Annotated in this window: 17 protein-coding genes; 10 read left to right on the top strand and 7 right to left on the bottom strand. The window is 69.7% G+C overall.

The genetic code is table 11. The features are described from left to right. Positions 1–434: 434 nt before the first annotated feature. Positions 435–1,172: a TetR/AcrR family transcriptional regulator gene (locus tag ACFVTX_RS10075; RefSeq protein WP_386899639.1), complete on the bottom strand. Its 738-nt coding sequence runs from the start codon at positions 1,170–1,172 to the stop codon at positions 435–437. A gap of 162 nt (positions 1,173–1,334) precedes the next feature. Here ACFVTX_RS10075 and ACFVTX_RS10070 point away from each other — a divergent pair, with 162 nt between their 5' ends. From ACFVTX_RS10070 to ACFVTX_RS10050, 5 genes are read left to right on the top strand one after another with little or no spacing between them, the layout of a single operon-like run. Continuing rightward, the gene (locus ACFVTX_RS10070; protein WP_386899637.1) at positions 1,335–3,065 is read left to right on the top strand and encodes an amidohydrolase; all 1,731 of its coding nucleotides are present in this window, start codon (positions 1,335–1,337) and stop codon (positions 3,063–3,065) included. A gap of 32 nt (positions 3,066–3,097) precedes the next feature. Then, a complete protein-coding gene (locus ACFVTX_RS10065; protein ID WP_386899635.1) occupies positions 3,098–4,741 on the top strand; it encodes an ABC transporter substrate-binding protein in 1,644 nt (547 codons plus the stop codon). Next, positions 4,728–5,765, top strand: coding sequence for an ABC transporter permease (locus ACFVTX_RS10060; RefSeq protein WP_386899633.1), 1,038 nt, complete (start codon positions 4,728–4,730; stop codon positions 5,763–5,765). The genes ACFVTX_RS10065 and ACFVTX_RS10060 overlap by 14 nt, the downstream gene beginning before the upstream one ends. Next, a complete protein-coding gene (locus tag ACFVTX_RS10055) occupies positions 5,762–6,622 on the top strand; it encodes an ABC transporter permease (protein ID WP_386899631.1) in 861 nt (286 codons plus the stop codon). The genes ACFVTX_RS10060 and ACFVTX_RS10055 overlap by 4 nt, the downstream gene beginning before the upstream one ends. Continuing rightward, positions 6,619–8,283, top strand: coding sequence for a dipeptide ABC transporter ATP-binding protein (locus ACFVTX_RS10050; protein ID WP_386899629.1), 1,665 nt, complete (start codon positions 6,619–6,621; stop codon positions 8,281–8,283). The genes ACFVTX_RS10055 and ACFVTX_RS10050 overlap by 4 nt, the downstream gene beginning before the upstream one ends. An 84-nt stretch (positions 8,284–8,367) precedes the next feature. Here the strand turns inward: ACFVTX_RS10050 and ACFVTX_RS10045 are convergent, their stop codons facing one another. Beyond that, positions 8,368–8,880: a DNA helicase gene (locus ACFVTX_RS10045; RefSeq protein WP_386899627.1), complete on the bottom strand. Its 513-nt coding sequence runs from the start codon at positions 8,878–8,880 to the stop codon at positions 8,368–8,370. A 120-nt stretch (positions 8,881–9,000) separates the two neighbouring features. On the opposite strand from ACFVTX_RS10045, the gene ACFVTX_RS10040 reads away from it, so the two are divergent. Then, positions 9,001–9,540 (top strand): peptidylprolyl isomerase, encoded by a 540-nt coding sequence (locus ACFVTX_RS10040; RefSeq protein ID WP_386899625.1) that lies wholly within the window; start codon positions 9,001–9,003, stop codon positions 9,538–9,540. A 7-nt stretch (positions 9,541–9,547) separates the two neighbouring features. Further along, positions 9,548–10,420, top strand: coding sequence for a rhomboid family intramembrane serine protease (locus tag ACFVTX_RS10035; RefSeq protein ID WP_386899623.1), 873 nt, complete (start codon positions 9,548–9,550; stop codon positions 10,418–10,420). A 219-nt stretch (positions 10,421–10,639) separates the two neighbouring features. Here ACFVTX_RS10035 and ACFVTX_RS10030 read toward each other — a convergent pair whose 3' ends face one another. Continuing rightward, entirely contained in the window at positions 10,640–10,882 is a 243-nt protein-coding gene (locus ACFVTX_RS10030; protein WP_386899621.1) for a cell division protein CrgA, read from the bottom strand. A 71-nt stretch (positions 10,883–10,953) separates the two neighbouring features. Here ACFVTX_RS10030 and ACFVTX_RS10025 point away from each other — a divergent pair, with 71 nt between their 5' ends. Genes ACFVTX_RS10025 through ACFVTX_RS10015 form a run of 3 tightly spaced genes read left to right on the top strand, consistent with a single transcriptional unit; the run spans position 10,954 to position 12,570 of the window. Further along, positions 10,954–11,772: a class E sortase gene (locus tag ACFVTX_RS10025; protein ID WP_386899619.1), complete on the top strand. Its 819-nt coding sequence runs from the start codon at positions 10,954–10,956 to the stop codon at positions 11,770–11,772. Position 11,773: 1 nt separating this feature from the next. Next, positions 11,774–11,932, top strand: a complete 159-nt coding sequence (locus ACFVTX_RS10020) for a hypothetical protein (protein WP_386899617.1) — start codon at positions 11,774–11,776, stop codon at positions 11,930–11,932. Then, on the top strand, positions 11,929–12,570 hold the full coding sequence (locus ACFVTX_RS10015; RefSeq protein ID WP_386899615.1) for an anthranilate synthase component II: 642 nt from the start codon (positions 11,929–11,931) through the stop codon (positions 12,568–12,570). Before ACFVTX_RS10020 ends, ACFVTX_RS10015 begins: the two co-directional genes overlap by 4 nt. A 72-nt stretch (positions 12,571–12,642) precedes the next feature. Here ACFVTX_RS10015 and pknB read toward each other — a convergent pair whose 3' ends face one another. Genes pknB through ACFVTX_RS09995 form a run of 4 tightly spaced genes read right to left on the bottom strand, consistent with a single transcriptional unit; the run spans position 12,643 to position 18,886 of the window. After that, the gene (pknB, locus tag ACFVTX_RS10010) at positions 12,643–14,337 is read right to left on the bottom strand and encodes a Stk1 family PASTA domain-containing Ser/Thr kinase (RefSeq protein ID WP_386899613.1); all 1,695 of its coding nucleotides are present in this window, start codon (positions 14,335–14,337) and stop codon (positions 12,643–12,645) included. A gap of 60 nt (positions 14,338–14,397) precedes the next feature. Beyond that, complete coding sequence (locus ACFVTX_RS10005; protein WP_386899611.1) at positions 14,398–16,104, bottom strand: protein kinase; 1,707 nt, start codon at positions 16,102–16,104, stop codon at positions 14,398–14,400. Beyond that, complete coding sequence (locus ACFVTX_RS10000; RefSeq protein WP_386899609.1) at positions 16,101–17,555, bottom strand: peptidoglycan D,D-transpeptidase FtsI family protein; 1,455 nt, start codon at positions 17,553–17,555, stop codon at positions 16,101–16,103. Before ACFVTX_RS10000 ends, ACFVTX_RS10005 begins: the two co-directional genes overlap by 4 nt. After that, positions 17,552–18,886: an FtsW/RodA/SpoVE family cell cycle protein gene (locus ACFVTX_RS09995; RefSeq protein WP_386900374.1), complete on the bottom strand. Its 1,335-nt coding sequence runs from the start codon at positions 18,884–18,886 to the stop codon at positions 17,552–17,554. The genes ACFVTX_RS10000 and ACFVTX_RS09995 overlap by 4 nt, the downstream gene beginning before the upstream one ends. Between the last annotated feature and the right edge of the window lie 48 nt (positions 18,887–18,934).

Below are 18,934 nucleotides of genomic sequence, written 5' to 3'. Positions count from 1 at the left end.
CGTCGTCTGCGGAGTGGTGGTGACGATCCGGTGCGCGCACGTGGCGTGCGAGGCACCGGGGGAGCGCGGCGGAGCCGCGGGCCGGGGCGAGCAGAAGCGGCATCCGAAGCGCCCGAAGCGCCTGAATCGATCAGGCGAGAACGGATGCCACGGGGGAGCCGTGTGCTCGGACCACGAGGGCCGGATGGCGGTCGCGCAGCACGCGCGTCACGCCGGGGCGGAGAACTAGCAGGCCGGAGCGGCGAGGAGGATCACCGTGCGGCCGGCGGTAAATGCCGGGGTGAAGATGTGCTTCATCATTGGGATCAACTCCTCTCTTGGGCTCTGGCGCATTCGCACCGGAAACAGACACTATCGGCGAACTCGCACCGACCGCAAGCACTTTTCTCAGATTGGTTCGAAGATCAGTGGAGGCACTGAGTGCCGGGGATGGTTCAGTCGCCGGCGGCGGTGCGCTCGACGGCTTGGATGATCGACTCCACTCCGAGCGTGAACAGCTCGCGGTCCTCGAGCTCGACGAGACGCGTGTTGATCGAGGTGATCAACGGATACTTGCGGGGGTCGGCGAGGATGGGGCCGTCGAACCAGGGGCTCGTCGGCTCATCGGCGAAGCCCTGGCTGCGGCGTTCGCCGCGCGCGCGAGCGATGCCGGCCGAGCTCGAGAGCACGTGGGCGGCGAAGAGCGCGTAGTGGCGCACGAGGTCGTCGCCGTCGAGTCCGGCGCGGGTGAGGGCGTCGAGCATGAGTTCGACGGCGTCGAGCTCGCCCGTGCCGTGCGTGGTCAGCACCGTCGCCTCGACGCCGACCGCCGGGTGCGCTGCGAACACGTCGAGCGTGGCGGTCGCGAGCTGACGCAGACGCGCGCGCCAATCGTCGGGTTCCGCGGTGACGGCGTCGACGCTGCGACGGATGAGGGCGTCGAGGAGCGCCTCCATCAGCTGCTCCTTGTTGCGGAAGTGCCGGTAGATCGCGGTCGGGTCGGCGCCGAGGCGGGTGCCGAGTTCGCGTACGGAGAGCGTGGCCGAGGCCGAGTCGGCTGCGAGCTCGAGCCCCGTGGCGATGATCGTGTCGCGGTCGAGGCGCGCCTTGCCGCCGGTGCGGGAGGCGTCGCGACGGCGTGGAGTGCTCGTCGTCGACATCGTCGTCCTCTCGTCGGTGGTGCGTCTCTTCATGCTGCCACGCCCACGACCCCTGTGTCGCGATGACCTCGCAGGCGTGGCATCCCGGTCAGCATAACGACCTCATCACCAATGATGTCAACACCGTTGACAACATGCCGCCGATCGGGCTACCTTCGCCTCGTCCGACCCATTCGACGAAGAAATGAGGGTGACGTGTCAGTCGCCGACGTGCTGTTCACCGGGGGAGCCGTGTTCACCGGCAGCGGCCTGCCGCTCGAGGGCCATTCGGTCGCCGTCACGGGCGGCCGGATCTCGGCGGTCGTGCCCGACCCCGAGGCATCCGCCCTCATCGGCGAGCAGACCCGGGTCATCGACCTCGACGGGGCGCTGCTCAGCCCCGGATTCCAGGACGCGCACATCCACCCGGTCGGCGGCGGCGTCGAGCTGCTGCAGTGCAACCTCACCGAGGCCGTCGACGCCGACGACGCGGTGGCGAAGATCGCCGCCTACGCAGCCGCGAACCCCGACGAGCCGTGGATCCTCGGAGGCGGCTGGTCGATGGACCACTTCCCGGGCGGCGCGCCCGCGCGGGCGCTGCTCGACGCCGTCGTGCCCGAGCGGCCGGTGCTGCTCGCGAGCCGCGACCACCACAGCGCCTGGGCGAACACCGCCGCGATGCGCGCGGCCGGTCTCGACGCCGACACCCCCGATCCCGACGACGGCCGCATCGAACGCGAAGCGGACGGGCACCCTGCCGGCACCTTCCACGAAGGCGCCGCCGAACTCTTCGCAGAGGTGCGGCCGTCGAGCGATCCCGAACTCGTCTACCGCGGGCTCCTCCGTGCGCAGGACGAGCTCATCGCCCTCGGCGTCACCGGCTGGCAGGACGCCCTCATCGGCGCGATGGCGGGCGTGCCCGACGCCACCGAGGCGTATCTCCGCGCACTCGAAGAGGGCACCCTCAAGGTGCACGTCGTCGGCGCGCAGTGGTGGGAGCGCGCGGGAGGCCTCGAGCAGGTCGACGAGATGGTGCGGCGGCGCGACGAGCTCCTCGCACGCGGCCACGGCGACCGCTTCACGCTCGGCACCACGAAGATCATGGTCGACGGCGTCGCCGAGAACCAGACCGCGGCGATGCTGACCCCCTACCGCGACGCGCACGGCCACGACACCCACAATCACGGGCTCTCCTTCATCGACCCGGCACTCCTCGGCGCGGCCGTGACCGCGCTCGACGCCGCCGGGCAGCAGGTGCACATGCACGCGCTCGGCGACCGCGCCGTGCGCGAAGGGCTCGACGCCATCGCCGCGGCACGCGCCGCGAACGGCCCGAGCGACGGCCGACACCACCTCGCACATCTCCAGATCGTCGCCGAGGCCGACACCGCTCGCTTCGCCGAGGTCGACGCCGTCGCCAACCTGCAGATGCTGTGGGCGACGCACGAGGACCAGATCGACGAGCTCACGCTCCCGTTCCTCCAGGACGGCCAGGAGGCCCGCCAGTACCCGTTCGGCGAGCTCGCCGAACGCGGCGCCCGCCTCGCCGCAGGCAGCGACTGGCCGGTGTCGACCGCCGACCCGCTCGCCGCAATCCACATCGCGGTGACCCGCGTCGCCCCCGGCATCGAGGCCGACCCGCTCGCCGGGGCGCAGCAGCGACTCGACCTCGCGACCGCGATGGCCGCGTACACCTCGGGCACCGCCTACGTGAATCACCGCGACCACGACACCGGCTCGATCCGCGAGGGCTACCTCGCCAACCTGGTCGTGCTCGATCCCGACCCCTTCACCGTTCCCGCCGACGAGATCCACCGCACCACGGTGGTCTCGACCTGGATCGAGGGCGAGGCGGTCTACCGCCGCGGCGCCCTGCCCGACGCTCCCGCATCCGGCGCCGACGCGGTCACCGCCGACACCGCCGGCACCGTCACCACCACTGCCTGATCCCACCGCCCGACCCCCGAGGAGAACCCCGCATGTCCACGCTCCGCACCCCCGCCGGCCGACGCACCGTCGCGTTCGTCGCCGGCGGCGCCGTCGCGCTGCTCGCGCTGACCGGCTGCACCTCCGACCCCGCCGAGGAGAAGCCCACCGCCGAATGGGAGCTCTCGGCCGAGACCCCCGCGCCGTCGGGGGACATCGACTCGTACAGCTGGGTGAGCTACGCCGAGCCGTATTCCCTCGACTACGCCTACGCATTCGACTACGCCGACAACCAGGTGCTCGCGAACGTCTGCGAATCGCTCCTGCGACTCAACGCCGACTACTCGCTGAGCCCCGGTCTCGCCGAGTCGTACGAGCAGACGAGCCCCACCACGTGGGTGTACCGGCTGCGCGAGGGCGTCACCTTCCACGACGGGACGCCCCTCACCGCCGCCGACGCGGTCGCGTCGATGAGCCGCCACCTCGACCCCGAGGTGGGCTCCTCCTGGTACTCGGTGTACCAGAACGTCGTCTCCATCGAAGCGACCGGCGACCTCGAGGTCACGGTCACCACCGGCATCCCCGACTCGCAGTTCAGCCAGGGCATGGCGGGCTCGGCCGGGGTCATCGAGTCGGCCGCGACCCTCGCGGAGAAGGGCCTCGACTACGGCAACTCGACCGGGCTCGTCAACTGCACCGGCCCGTTCGAGCTCGCCGAATGGCAGTCGGGCGAGTCGGTCACGCTCACCCGCTACGACGGCTACTGGGACGACTCGCTCGCCGCGAAGTCGGGCGAGGTGAAGTTCGTCTTCATGGGCGACGCGACCGCGCGCGTCAACGCGCTGAAGTCGGGCGACGTCGACGGCGGCTGGATGCTGCCGGTCGACGGCATCGCACAGCTCCAGCAGACGAGCGGTGACGTCTACTTCGGCCTCAACACGGCCGTGTCGAGCCTCATCGTGTCGAACCTCGACGGTCCGCTCGGTGACGTGAACGTGCGCAAGGCGCTGCTCATGGCGCTCGATCGCGAGGGCATCCTCGAGGCAGCGGGCAAGGGCTACGGCGAGGTCACGAGCGCCCTCACGACCGAGTCGGTCTGGGGCGGGGCGAGCGACGCGACGCGCGAGGATGCGTTCGGCGGGCTCGAGGAGTACCCGTACGACCTCGAGGCGGCGAAGCAGCTCGTCGAGGAGGCCGGCGTCGCCGGCGAGAAGATCGTCATCAAGACCGCACCGCTCGGCAACGACTTCGCGGTGATCTCGCAGGCGACGGTCGCCGCGGCCCAGTCGATCGGCCTCGAGGCCGAGATCGAGACGGTCACGCCGAGCGCCTACACGGCGCTCTTCAGCGACCCGAGCGCTCGCGAGGGCATCGACCTGTTCTACACGGTCTGGTACCTCTCCACGCCCGACCCGCTCGAGATGTACGGGGTGCTGCGCACCGGCGAGTTCAGCAACTACGGCGAATGGTCGAACCCCGAGTTCGATGCGCTCGCGAACGAGGCGGTCGGGACCTTCGACGGCGAGGAGCGTGCGCAGAAGTCGGCCGAGCTGCAGAAGATCGCGAACGCCGAGCTGCCGTGGCTGCCGTTGTTCGCCGGCCCGACGACCCTCTACCTCGGTGAGCGCATCACCGGCGTCGCACCCTCGGTCAACTACCTCTACTTCCCGTGGGCGGCCACCATTGGCGCTCGATAGTTCGACCGTCGCGGTCGCCGCTCAGGACGCGGCGGCCGCGAACCCCGGGGGAGGCGGCCGGTTCACGGCCGCCGGTCTCCGGCGGGTCGCCGGCAAGCTCGGCAGTCTGGTCCTCACGCTCTTCCTCGCGTCGTTGCTCGTGTTCTTCTCCCGGTTCCTCGTTCCGGGCGACCCGGTGAGCTTCCTCCTCCGCGGCCGCAAGCCGAGCCCCGAGGCGGTCGCCCAGGTGACCGAGCAGTACGGCCTCGACCTGCCGCCGTGGCAGCAGTACCTGAACTGGCTGTTCGGTGCGCTGCAGGGCGACTTCGGGCGTTCGCTGCAATACAGGCAGGATGTCTCGACGGTGCTCGGCGACCGGCTGCCGGTCACGCTCATGCTCGTCGTGATGGCCGCGATCCTCATCGCGATCGTCGGGCTCTCGGCCGGCGTCCTCGCCGCGCTCAACCGGGGCAAGGCGCTCGACCGCTTCACGCTCATCGGCCTGACGATGCTCAGCGCCATTCCGTCGTTCGTCGGCTCGATCGTGCTCATCGCGATCTTCGCGGTGCAGCTCGGCTGGTTCCCGACGTTCGGTTCGGGTGAGGGCTTCGGCGACATGGTCTACCACCTCGTGCTGCCGTCGATCGCGCTCGCGATCGTGTTCGTCGTGCTCGTCGGCAAGGTCACCCGGTCGTCGATGGTCGAGCAGCTCGACCGCGAGCACGTCGAGGTCGCGATGAGTCGCGGGCTGAAGCGCGGCACCGTGATCCGCCGCCACGTGTTCCGGAACGCCCTCGGTCCGATCCTCACCGTGAGCGGCATCCTCGTGGCCGGCCTCCTCGTCGCGTCGACCATCGTCGAGGCCGCGTTCGGTCTCGCGGGCATGGGGTCGCTCCTCGTGCAGTCGGTCGACCGCCTCGACTTCCCGGTGGTGCAGGCGATCGTCATGTTCGTCGTCACCGCCTTCGTCGTCGTCAACGCGATCATCGACATCGCCGAACCCTGGATCGACCCCCGGTCCGCCGCAGGAGCTGGTGCCCGATGACCACCCCGACCCCCACCCTCGTCGAGGTCATGCGGGCGCCGCGCCTGCGGCCCGCCGGCGTGACGTTCGGCATCGCGATCGGCATCGTCTCGGCGATGACGCTCGCCGCCATCTTCGCGCCGCTCATCGCGCCCTACCCGCCCGACCAGCTCGACTTCGCCGCGGTGAACGCCGGGCCGAGCGCCACCCACTGGCTCGGCACCGACAGCCTCGGCCGCGACCTCCTGTCGCGACTCATCTACGGCGCCCGCACGGCCCTCCTCGGCCCGCTGCTCGTCGTCATCGGCTCGACCGTCATCGGCATGCTGCTCGGTCTCCTCGCCGGATGGCGCGGCGGCTGGATCGACGCGGTGCTCGGCCGCGTGTTCGACGTGCTCTTCGCCTTCCCGTCGCTGCTGCTCGCGATCATGGCCGTCGCGCTCTTCGGCAAGGGGCTCGTCGCCCCGGTCATCGCGATGAGCATCGCCTACGCGCCCTTCGTGGCCCGCCTCACCCGGCAGCTCGTGAAGGCCGAACGCACCCGTCCGTACGTCTCGGCGTACCGGGTGCAGGGATTCAGCGGGCCGTGGATCGCGCTGCGCCGGGTGCTCCCGAACGTCACGCCGATCGTCGGCGCCCAGTCGACGCTGAACTTCGGCTACGTGCTCGCCGAGCTCGCCGGCCTCTCGTTCCTCGGCCTCGGCGTGCAACCGCCGACGCCCGACTGGGGAGCCATGATCAACGAGGCTCAGCCCGGTATCGTCGGCGGATTCTTCCTGCCGGCGATCGTGCCCGCCGTCGCGGTCGTGCTCGTGGTCGTCGCCGTCAACATCATCGGAGAAGAACTCTCCGACCGCATCGGAGGGGCCCCCGCATGAGCCTGCTCGACATCTCCGAGCTCACGCTCGACCTGCCGAACGGAACCCGCCTGCTCGACGGCATCTCGCTCTCGGTCGACGCCGGCGAGACCGTCGGACTCGTCGGGGAGTCGGGCTCGGGCAAGTCGCTCACCGCGCGCACCGTGCTCGGGCTCACCCCCGACGGCGCCCGCCTCGGCGGACGGGTCGAGCTCGACGGGCACGAGGTGATCGGCGCCGATCGAGGGCGGATCCTCGACCTGCGGCGGCACGCGGCATCCATGATCTTCCAGGACCCGAGGGCAGGCATCAACCCGATGCGCACCATCGGCGACCACATGACCGAGACCCTGCGCCTCTGCGAGGGGAAGTCGGCCGCCGAGGCGACGACGCGCGCGCTCGAACTGCTCGCCTCGGTGCAGCTGCCCCGCCCCGAGGAGCACCTGAAGCAGTACCCCCACGAGTTCTCGGGCGGCATGCTGCAGCGGGTGATGATCGCCGGAGCCCTGACGAGTTCGCCGAAGCTGCTGATCTGCGACGAGCCGACCACCGCGCTCGACGTGACGACGCAGGCCGAGATCATCCGCCTGCTCATCGAGCAGCGCTCGAACCGCGGCATGGGCATGCTCTTCATCACCCACGACCTCAACCTCGCGGCATCCATCTGCGACCGGGTGGTCGTGATGAGCGCCGGACGCGTCGAGGAGACGGGGGACGCCCGACGGGTCTTCAGCGCGCCGAAGGCCGACTACACGAAGCGCCTCGTCGCGGCGACGCCGACGATCGCGGTCGAGCCGGTCGGTTCGGATGCGTCGGTCGCGTCGGTTGCGTCGGTCGCCTCGCTTCCCTCCACGGATGCCACGACCGACGCCGCACCGATGCTGCAGGCGACCGGCATCTCGAAGACCTACCACCTGCGCGGCAAGCGGACCGTGGACGCCGTCGTCGACGCCTCCATCTCGATCGCCCGCGGCGACGCGCTCGGCGTCGTCGGCGAGTCGGGGTCGGGCAAGTCGACGCTCGCGCGCATGATCGTCGGTCTCGAGCAGGCCGATGCCGGTGACATCCGCATCGCGGGTCGCGAGCGCACCGCGGTGCCGAACGGCAGGGCGGCCCGTCTCGCGCACGCCCGCAGCGTGCAGATGGTCTTCCAGGACCCGTACCTCTCGCTCGACCCCCGCATCACCGCGGGCCGCTCGATCGAAGACGCGCTGCGGCTGCACGCGAAGCTCTCCACGAGCGACGCCCGCGCGCGGGTGCTCGCGCTGCTCGAGCAGGTCGGCCTCGGCGAGAAGCACGCGCAGGCCCGCCCGCGCACCCTCTCGGGCGGGCAACGACAGCGCGTCGCGATCGCCCGTGCGCTCGCGATCGACCCCGACGTGCTCGTGATGGACGAGGCGACGAGCGCGCTCGACGTCTCGGTGCAGGCGCAGGTGCTCGACGTGCTCGCCGAGATCCGTCGCGAGCGGGGCCTCACCGTGCTGTTCATCAGCCACGACCTCGCCGTCGTTCGACGGGTCTGCGAGGAGACGGTCGTGATGCGACGCGGCCGGATCGTCGAGCAGGGCCGCACGGCCGAGCTGCTCGCCGCCCCGAAGCATCCCTACACGCAGCTGCTCATCGACTCGGTGCCGCGAGCGGAGTGGGGAGACGAGCGCGACGACGAGCGCGCGAGCGCCTGAGCGCGCCGCCCCGATCGACAGAGAACGGCCCCGCGGAAGCGGGGCCGTTCTCCGTGCGCGTTGCGCTGAAGTGCGTGCGCGGGCTCAGACGCCCGTGGTGCCGTTCGGCTCGTCGTCGGCGACCCACAGCTCGTCGTCGGCGCGGAACGTCTGCCAGACGGCGTACGCAACGCCCGCGGCCGCCACGATGCCGGCGCCGATCGCGAGGTAGGTGCCCACGCCGCGGCCCTTCTTCTGCTCGACGACCGCGACCGCACGCGGCGAGACCCGCTCGACGGCGCGACGAACCCGGGCGTCGTTGGCGATGTCGCCGATCGACAGGATCGAGCCGAGCACGTTGCCGAGCCCCTGCTCGACGCCGTCGCCCGCGACCTTCGCGGCCTGGCCGACGCGTGCGACGTTCGGCCGGACATAGCTGTCGTAGCCCGAGCGCACTCGCGGCACGACCTCTTCACGCGTGAGGTGACCCAGCTGACGGCTGGCCTCCCGTGCGACGGCATTCGCGTGCTCGAGCACGATCTGCTGGTTCCCCCACAGGTCCTCCGCGCTGCTCTGCAGTCGCTTCAGTTCCTTCCGGCGCTTGCGTGACAGGCTCATCTCGACCCTCCATCGATGTGCAGCGAACCCCTCCATCTTGCCACCGAACCGGCTGGAAGCGAGGTGAGAGTCTGATTCCGGCATGCCGCCTTGCGAATCCGTGCATGACAGAATATGAAAATGCCGATTCACACCGCAGTCGCGACGCTCAACACCAACTACGGCCCCATCAAGGTCGACCTCTACGGCGACCACGCGCCGAAGACGGTCAAGAACTTCGTCGGTCTCGCCACGGGCGAGATCGAGTGGACGCACCCGGCCACCGGTCAGAAGACCAACGACCCGCTCTACGACGGCGTCATCTTCCACCGCATCATCCCCGGCTTCATGATCCAGGGCGGCGACCCGCTCGGTCAGGGCGTCGGCGGCCCCGGCTACCAGTTCGACGACGAGATCAACCCCGAGCTCGACTTCACCGAGCCCTACGTGCTCGCCATGGCGAACGCCGGCATCCAGATGGGCCGCGGCACCAACGGTTCGCAGTTCTTCATCACCGTCGGCCCGACCACGTGGCTTCAGGGCAAGCACTCGATCTTCGGCAAGGTGACCGACCCGGCCAGCCAGGCCGTCGTCGACAAGCTCGCCTCGGTGGCCACCGACGGTCGCGACAAGCCCCTCGAGGACGTCGTGATCGAGAGCATCACCGTCGAGCAGGTCTGACCCTCCGGTGAGCACAGCTGCATCTGCCGGCGGGGCCGCCGATCGCTCGAACTACTGTTATCGGCACCCCGACCGGCAGAGCTTCGTGCTGTGCCAGCGCTGCGGGCGCACCATCTGCCCCGAGTGCATGACCCAGGCGCCCGTCGGCGTCATCTGCCCCGAGTGCATGCGCGAGCAGCGCGCGAGCATGCCCCGCACGAAGCCGGCGGTGCTCACCCGGGCGCGCGCGGCCGCGGGTCGCGGCGCACCGGTCGTTACGTATTCCCTCATCGGCATCACGCTCGCGGTGTTCGTGCTGCAGCTGATCCCGGGGCTCGCGATCACCGACCGCCTGCTCTATGCGGGTGTCTACTCGCTTCCCGGCAACTTCGAGCCGTGGCGCATGCTGACGTCGGTGTTCGTGCACTCGACCGGGCTCATCTTCCACGTCGCGCTCAACATGTACACGCTGTGGATCTTCGGGCAACTGCTCGAAGGCCTCCTCGGCCGCTGGCGGTTCCTCGCGCTGTACCTGATCTCGGGGCTCGGCGGTTCGATCGGTGTGCTCTGGCTCTCCGATCCGCGCGTGGGCGTCGTCGGGGCATCCGGCGCGATCTTCGGCCTCATGGGTGCGTTCCTCGTCATCCAGCGGCGCCTCGGCGGGCAGACGACGCAGTTGTTCATCCTCGTCGGCATCAACCTCGTGATCGGCTTCGTACCCGGCTTCAACGTCGCGTGGCAGGCCCACCTCGGCGGACTCGTCGTCGGCGCGCTCATCGGCTTCATCTTCGTCGAGACGCGCAAGCGTTCGCAGCAGGCGCTGCAGGTCTGGCTGCTCGTGGGCGTCGTTGCGGTGCTGCTCGTGCTGAGCCTGCGGTACTTCTTCTTCCCGATCTTCTGAGCCGGGTCGAACTTATCCACAACACTGTCCACAGTTGTTAAGAACTACAGGGGTGTGATTCCCGAGATCCCTGTGATCATGCGGGATTCCACTTGTGCACAACTGTGGAGAACTGTGGAGAACCCTGTGGAATCGCGGCGCTGACCGATGGCCGGCGGTGAACATGCAGAAAGGGCGGATGCCGCAGCATCCGCCCTTTCGCGTGTTCGAGTGCCGGCGTCAGCGCCAGCGGGTGGTCATGAGGAAGCCGATGAAGGCGATGCCGAAGCCGATGAGGATGTTCCACGAGCCGAGGTCGGCGATCGGGAAGCGACCCTGACTGATGTAGAACACCAGGATCCACGCAAGGCCGAGCAGCATGAAGCCGAACATGACGGGCTTGAACCACACCGGGTTCGGGGCCTCCTCGCCGCTCGCTGCGACTTCAGCGCGCGCCGGCTTCGATGATTTCGTACGTGCCATGCCCGTGATTCTAGCCGAGGCGGCCGAGCACTCACAGCGAGAAGTCGCTCAGGCGGAATAGAATCGCCCCTATGTCCGAGTCGCTGCCCGACGGTCGGCGCGCGCGACGCGCGGCCGAGGCCGCCCCGAGCCCGCGGCAGCGGCCGCGCGTGAGCTTCGTCGGCATCATCGGCGAGCTGCTCCTGACCGCGGGCGTGCTCATCCTGCTGTTCCTCGGCTGGCAGCTCTGGTGGAACGACGCGATCATGGCCGGCCAGCAGTCGCAGGCCGCCTCAGAGCTCAGCGGCGAGTGGGCCGAGCATGACCGCGCCGCGCGCGGCGACACCCTGCCGCCGGCCCCGGCCGAGGTGGGCGACCCCGTCGTCGACACCACCGAGTACGCCAACGCGGAGCCCTTCGCCGTCATGTACGTGCCCCGATTCGACACTCCGGGGACCCACGACTCGGCCCGCAACATCGCCGAGGGCTACGGGCTCGACGTGCTCAACAGCTTCGACCTCGGCGTCGGTCACTACCCGGGCACCCAGATGCCCGGCGAGGTCGGCAACTTCGCGATCGCGGCGCACCGCAGCGCCTACGGCGGCGGCATGCACGAGATCGAGCAGCTCCAGCTCGGCGACGCGATCTACATCCAGACGAAGGACGGCTGGTACACGTACCGCTTCCGCGACTTCGAGTACGTGACGCCGGCGACGACCGGAGTGCTCTCGCCCGTGCCGCACCACCCCGAACTCCAGCCGACCGATCGCATCATCACGCTCACGAGCTGCAACCCGCTCTACTCGACCGCCGAGCGCATCATCGCCTACGGCGTGCTCGAGTCGTGGCAGCCCGGAGCCGCGAACCCGCCGGCCGAGATCGCCTCGGTCGTCGCAGAATGGGGTGCTTGAGATGTACGGCGCACTCTGGCGCATCCTCCCGGGCCCGGTGTGGCTCCGCATCATCCTGCTGCTGATCCTCATCGCAGCGGCCGTCTTCGCGCTCTTCACCTGGGTGTTCCCCTGGGTCGACCTGCAGCTCAACCCGATCAACGTCACGGTGGAAGAATGACCCGAATCCTCGTCATCGACAATTACGACAGCTTCGTCTACACGCTGAACGGCTACCTGCGGGAGCTCGGCGCGGAGACCGACGTCATCCGCAACGACGACATCCCCGTCGCCGAGGTCGCCGACCGCATCGCGAAGTACGACGCCGTGCTGATCTCGCCCGGCCCGGGGAAGCCCTCCGACGCGGGCGTCTCCATCCCCGTCGTCGAGGCGGCCCTCGCGAGCGGGCAGCCGATCCTCGGCGTGTGCCTCGGGCACCAGGCGATCGCCGAGGCCTTCGGCGCCGTCGTCACGAATGCCGAGGAGCTCATGCACGGCAAGACCTCGAGCATCGAGCACGACGGCAGCGACTTCTACGAGGGTGTGCCCCAGCCCTTCACGGCGACCCGGTACCACTCGCTCGCAGTGGTGGATGACACGGTGCCGTCGTCGCTCGTCGTGACGAGCCGGACTCAGGGCGGCGTCATCATGGGCCTGCGCCACGAGAGTGCGCCGATCTTCGGTGTGCAGTTCCACCCCGAATCGGTGTTGACCGAGGGCGGCTACCGCATGCTCGGCAACTGGCTCGCCGTCGCAGGCCTCCCCGAGGCGCGCGAGCGCGCCCGACACCTCAGCCCGCTGGTTCGCGCGAACGCCTGAAGTCGGCGCGAACGCCCGAGGTCGCCGCGCGCTCCCGCTGCGCCCGCCGGTCTGCACGGCGGCTGCCGGCGATCAGCCTGCGCAGTAGGTCAGCTCGACGTCCGAACCCTGCGGCACGCTGCCCGGCGGCAGCGACTGGCGCGTGACCGGCGACCCCGGTGCCGTGGGGCATTGATTGTCGGGCTTCGGGATCGGGTTCAGCTGCAGCTCGTCGGAGGTCAGGAAGTCGGAGGCCGCCTTGATGGTCTGACCGGTGACGTCGGGCAGGGTGACCTGCCCGTTGGAGAGCACGAACTCGACCGTCGAGCCCGCCTGGACGGAAGCGCCGCCCTCGGGAGTGGTCCGCAGAACGATGTCGGCGGCGATCGTGGGGGAGTTCTGCCGCGTCTCCGCTCCGGCAACGAGTCCGGCTGCCTCGAGCGCCGCCTTCGCATCCGTGAGCGACATGTTGACCGTGTCGGGGACGGTGACCGCCTCGCGGCCCGTCGAGATGTAGACGGTAACGGCGGTGCCGGCGTTGACGATCTCGCCGGAGCCCGGGTCGGTGCGGATGACCTGATCGGCCGGAACCGTCTCGTTCGTCTCCTCCACCGGTGTCGCGGGCAGGCCGAGGGCCTGCAGCTCTTCGACCGCCTGCTCGTAGGTCATGCCCGTGAGCACGGGGACTTCGCGGGCGTTCGAGGGCAGATCGTCCTTCGGCTGGAGGTTGAAAGCCCAGTACATGACCGCGATCACGATGACGACGATGGCGATGATGCCCGACCAGATCCAGATCGCCGGCGGGCGGCGCTGGGTGCGGGTCATCGTCTCGTCCTCGGTGAGCTGGCGGAGCGCGAGCTCGGAACTCGACAGCGAGGCGGTGGGGGCGCCGAAGAGCATCGTCGCATGGTCGGGCTCCCGGTGCACCGGCACCCGACCGGCTGCGGCCGTATCGACGTCGGCGCGGAACTCGACGGCCGTCTGATACCGCTGGTCGCGGTTCTTCGCGAGTGCGTGGAGCACGACCGCGTCGAGCGCGGGGGAGACCTTCGGGTTGATGACGCTCGGCTTGACCGGGCGCTCGCTGACGTGCTGATACGCGACCGCGACGGGGGTGTCGCCGCGGAACGGCGGACGGCCCGTCAGCATCTCGAAGAGCACCACGCCCGTGGAGTAGAGGTCGGTGCGTGCGTCGACCGTCTCGCCCTTCGCCTGCTCAGGCGAGAAGTACGAGGCCGTGCCGAGGATCGCGGTCGTCTGCGCGACCGTGGTCGAGGACTCGGAGACCGCACGCGCGATGCCGAAGTCCATCACCTTCACCTGGCCGGTGGTGGTGATCATGATGTTGCCCGGCTTGATGTCGCGGTGCACGACACCCGCGCGGTGCGAGTACTCGAGCGCGGTCAGCACGCCGTCGATGACCCGAACGGCCGCCGCGGGCTCGAGCGGGCCGTCGTGGATGATGTCCTTGAGCAGGCGCCCCTCGACGAACTCCATCACGATGAAGGGCAGCTGCACCTCCTGGCCCGCCGCGTCGACCACCGTCTCCTCGCCGGCGTCGAAGACGCGGACGATGGTCGGGTGGGCCATGCGCGCGGCCGACTGCGCCTCCTGGCGGAAGCGCATGCGGAAGGCCGGGTCGGTCGCGAGCTGCGGCTTCAGGAGCTTGATCGCGACCTGACGGCCGAGCCGGGTGTCGGTGCCGACGTGCACGTCGGACATTCCGCCACGACCGATGAGGGCGCCCACGCGGTAGCGTCCGGCGAGCACGCGTCCTTCATCGCTCACGGTGGGCGGATCCTTTCATTCGGCTGGAGGTCGAGATTCGGTGCGGTGCTTGCGCGAAGCTCAGGGGGCGACGGTGACGGTCGCGGTCGGCGACGCCGGCGAGCTCAGCTGGCCGCAGAAGTACAGGTAGCTGACGTTCACCGTGTCACCGTCCGCGGCGTCGGCGTTCACCGTGATGGTGACGTTCGTCGCACCGGCGCCGAGCGGCGGTGCCGCGGCCGCCGGGCCGTCGACGTTCACCTGGTAGCCCGACAGGGTCTGACCGGCGGGGCACTGGGCGGCGGGCCACTTGACGACGAAGGACGCACCGGGCTTGACCTCGGCGGGAGTCACGGTCGGCGCGGAACCCGGAGCCGCCGGCGTCTCGGGCGAGGCGTAGTACGTGATCGTCACCTCACTGCCGATCTTGACCGGTCCGGTGGGGTTCACCTCGTAGACGGCGCCGGCCTGCGACGGGTCGGTCGCGGCGCTGCCTTCGACCGCGTTCGCGACCATTCCGAGGCCCTCGAGCTTCGCCCGCGCCTCGTCGACCGAGAGGCCGATGAAGTCGCCGCCGTTGATCTGCGCGGTCGTCGGCGCCTCGGTCGTCGGCGGAGGCGGCGGCGTGGTGGGAGTCTTCGAGGGCGTCGTCGCGGAGGTCGAGGGCGTGGACGCCTTCGGCTCGTCGCCGCCCGAGTTCACCGCGAGCGCGATGATCGTGCCGATGAGCACGAGCGCGAGCAGCGCGATGAGCACGATGAGCGGCCAGGTCCAGGGGCTGCGCTTCTTCTTGCCCTCTTCGTCGAGCTCGCCCTCGGCGAGTTCACCGGCGCCGGCGGCCGCGCCGGCCGTCGGCAGCACCGTCGTCGCGGCGGTCGCGTTCGCGCCGGCCTGCGGCATGAGCATCGTCGCGGCCGTGAGGCCGGCTGCGCCGAGCACGGCGGGGACTGCCGCCGACGCGGCCTGGACGTCGCCGCGGCGGAGCGCGGTCGCCGCACGGGCGAGGTGCGCCGCCGTCTGCGGGCGGTCGGCCGGGTTCTTCGCGATGCACGAGTACACGAGGTTGCGCACCGGCTCGGAGACCGTGACCGGCAGGTCGGGCGGCGTCTCGTTGATCTGCGCCATGGCGATCGCGACCTGCGACTCGCCCGTGAACGGGCGGCGGCCGGCGAGGGCCTCGTACGCGACGATGCCGAGGGAGTAGATGTCGGTCGTCGGCGACGCCGGGTGACCCGAGGCCTGCTCGGGCGAGAGGTACTGCACCGTGCCCATGACCTGGCCGGTGGCGGTGAGCGGCACCTGGTCGGCGATCCGGGCGATGCCGAAGTCGGTGATCTTGACGCGCCCGTCGGGCGTGATCAGCAGGTTGCCGGGCTTGATGTCGCGATGCACCAGGCCGGCGGCGTGCGCGGCCTGCAGCGCTGACGCGGTCTGCGCGACGATGTCGAGCACCTTGTCGGTCGACAGCACGTGCTCGCGCTCGAGGATGGTCGAGAGCGCCTCGCCGGGCACGAGCTCCATGACGAGGTAGGCGCTGCCCTCTTCCTCGCCGTAGTCGAAGACGTTCGCGATGCCCTCGTGGTTGACGAGTGCCGCGTGGCGGGCTTCGGCGCGGAAGCGCTCGAGGAAGCCCGGATCGCCGAGGTACTCGTCTTTCAGGATCTTGATCGCGACCTGTCGGCCGATGACGAGGTCGGTGGCCTGCCACACTTCGCCCATCCCGCCGATCGCGATGCGGGATTGCAGCTCGTAGCGCCCTCCGAAGGTGAGCCCTGCGCTCGGTCTCATTTGTTCAGCACCGCCTCTAGTACCTGCTTTGCGATGGGTGCGGCTATGAGATTGCCGTACCCCTCCTGACCAAGTCCCCCGCCATCCTCCACGAGCACCGTGATTGCATACTGAGGGTCGTCCGCGGGGGCGAATCCGGTGAACCACAAGGTATACGGGTCATCCTCGCCGTTCTCCGCTGTTCCGGTCTTCCCGGCCACGCTGACGCCGTCTATTCTTGCATTACTCGCGGCCCCGTTCTCGACGCCGTTGACCATCATCTGCACCATGGTGTCGGCCGTCTGCTCGCTGATCGCGCGGCCGAACTCGCTCGGCTCGAACTCCTCGAGCGGTCGCAGGTCGGGCGCAGTGATCTGGTCGACCAGGTTGGGGTTCATCACGATGCCCTTGTTGGCGATCGCCGCAGAGACCAAGGCCATCTGCAGCGGGGTGGCCCGGACCGAGCCCTGGCCGAACGCCGACAGCGCGGTCTGCGCGTCGTCGAGGCCCCGCGGGTAGGTGCTCGGCTCGGTTCCGGTGGGGATCAGGAACTCGTGGTCGAAGCCGAACTTCTCGGCCTGATCGCGGATCGCATTGTCGCCCAGCTCGATGCCGAGCTCGGCGAAGGGGATGTTGCACGAGAGGCGCAGCGCATCGGCGAGGGTCACGGTCGAGCCGCCGCCGCAGGTGCCTCCGCCCGAGTTCCGCACGACCGAGGTCGAACCCGGCAGGGTGAACTCGGCGGGGTTCGGGAAGGTCGAGTCGGGCGTGTAGCGGCCCGACTCGAGCGCGGCCGCGGTGACGACGAGCTTGAACACCGAGCCGGGCGGGTTCATGTCGCCGCCTGTCGCACGGTTGAACAGGGGGTCGCCCGGGTCGGCGAGCAGGCCCTCGTACGTCGCCTGCACCTGCTCCCCGTCGTGCACGGCCATCACGTTCGGGTCGAACGTCGGCTTCGTGACCATCGCGAGGATGCGCCCGGTGGCCGGTTCGGTCACGATCACGGCGCCGCTGTAGTCGCCGAGGGCGTCCCAGGCAGCCTGCTGCGCGACGGGGTCGATCGCGACCTCGACCGAGGCGCCGACCGGGTCCTGGCCGGAGATCAGCCGGTTGAGCTGGTCGAAGAACTGGCTCGACGACTGGCCGCTCAGGTACTCGTTGAGCGAGCTCTCGAGCCCCGTGGCCTCGCCGTTGACGGGGATGTACCCGGTCACGGGGGCGTAGAGGGGGCCGTTGGCGTAGGTGCGCTGGAAGCGGTAGAAGTCGTCGCTCGCGGTCGAGTACGCGATGGGGGTGCCGTCGACGAGGATGGGGCCGCGCTCGACCGAATAGCTCTCGTAGAGCGTGCGCGAGTTGCGCGGGTCGGCCGAGAGCTCGTCGGCCTGCACGAACTGGATGATCGTCGACGACACGAGGAGCGTGACGAACATGAGGAGGGCGACGATCGAGACGCGCTTGAGTTCGCGGTTCATCCGTCGATCACCAGCCTCGGATGGTTGCGGACGGTGTCGGAGAGCCGGAGCAGCAGTGCGACGATGATCCAGTTCGCGACGAGCGATGAACCACCCGCTGCGAGGAACGGCGTCGTGAGGCCGGTGAGCGGGATGACCCGGGTCACACCGCCGACGACGATGAACACCTGCAGCGCGACGACGAAGGCGAGGCCCACGCCGAGGAGCTTCCCGAAGTCGTCCTGGCCGGCGAAGCCGATGCGGAACCCGCGGGCGACGAAGAGCACGTAGAGCGCGAGGATCGCGAAGATGCCGGCGAGACCGAGCTCCTCGCCGAGGCTCGCGATGATGTAGTCGCTCTGCGGCACCGGCGTGAGGTCGGGTCGGCCCTGGCCCCAGCCGGTGCCGATGAGTCCGCCGTTCGCGAGCCCGAACAGGCCCTGCACGAGCTGGTAGCTGCCGCCCGGGTCGGCGTTGTAGCGGCCGTCGCTGAACGGGTCGAGCCAGTTCTGGAAGCGGTTGTTCACGTAGTCGAGGGTCTGGCTCGCGATGAGCGCGCCCGCGAGGAACAGCGAGAGCCCGAGCACGACCCAGGAGAGCCGGCTCGTCGCGACGTAGAGCATCACGAGGAACAGGCCGAAGTAGAGGAGCGCGGTGCCGAGGTCGCGCTGGAAGACGATGACGCCCATCGACAGCGCCCAGACCACGAGGAGCGGGCCGAGGTCGCGTGCGCGCGGGAACTTCATGCCGAGGAAGTTCTTGCCCACCATCGACAGCGAGTCGCGGTTGCGCACGAGGTAGCCCGCGAAGAACACCGCGAGGGCGATCTTCGCGATCTCACCGGGCTGGAAGGTGGCGATGTCGCCGATGCCGATCCAGACCTGGGCGCCGCCGCGGGACTGCCCGATGCCCGGCACCAACGGCAGGATGAGCAGGATGATCGCCAGGAGGCCGGCGAGGTACGTGTAGCGGAACAGCACTCGGTGGTTGCGGATCACGATGATCGTCGCGATGGCGCAGATGATCGCGATCGCGCTCCACACGATCTGACGGACCGCCGCGCTCTCCCAGCCGGCGTCGCCCTCGGCGATGTCGATGCGGTAGATCATCGCGATGCCGAGGCCGTTGAGCACGGTCGCGATGGGCAGCAGGAACGGGTCGGCGTCGCGTGCGACGAAGCGCATCGCGATGTGGAGGCCGAAGACGAGCAGCGACAGCCCGGCGCCGAGCAGCACGAGCTGCGTGTCGATGCGCCCGAGCGCGCCGAGCTGCACGAGGACGATCGAGGACGCGTTGATGAAGCACGCGACGATGAGCAGCCAGAACTCGAGGTTGCGGAGCTTCTGCGGCATCCGGATGCGCCGGATCCCGCTCGGGGGCGTCGCCGGGCGCGCCTGGGC

Origin of the sequence: Agromyces sp. NPDC058136 (assembly GCF_042884375.1) — a bacterium.
Classification (GTDB): domain Bacteria; phylum Actinomycetota; class Actinomycetes; order Actinomycetales; family Microbacteriaceae; genus Agromyces.
The sequence above is the reverse complement of the archived record's forward strand: the minus strand, read 5'-3'. Positions and strand labels throughout refer to the sequence as shown.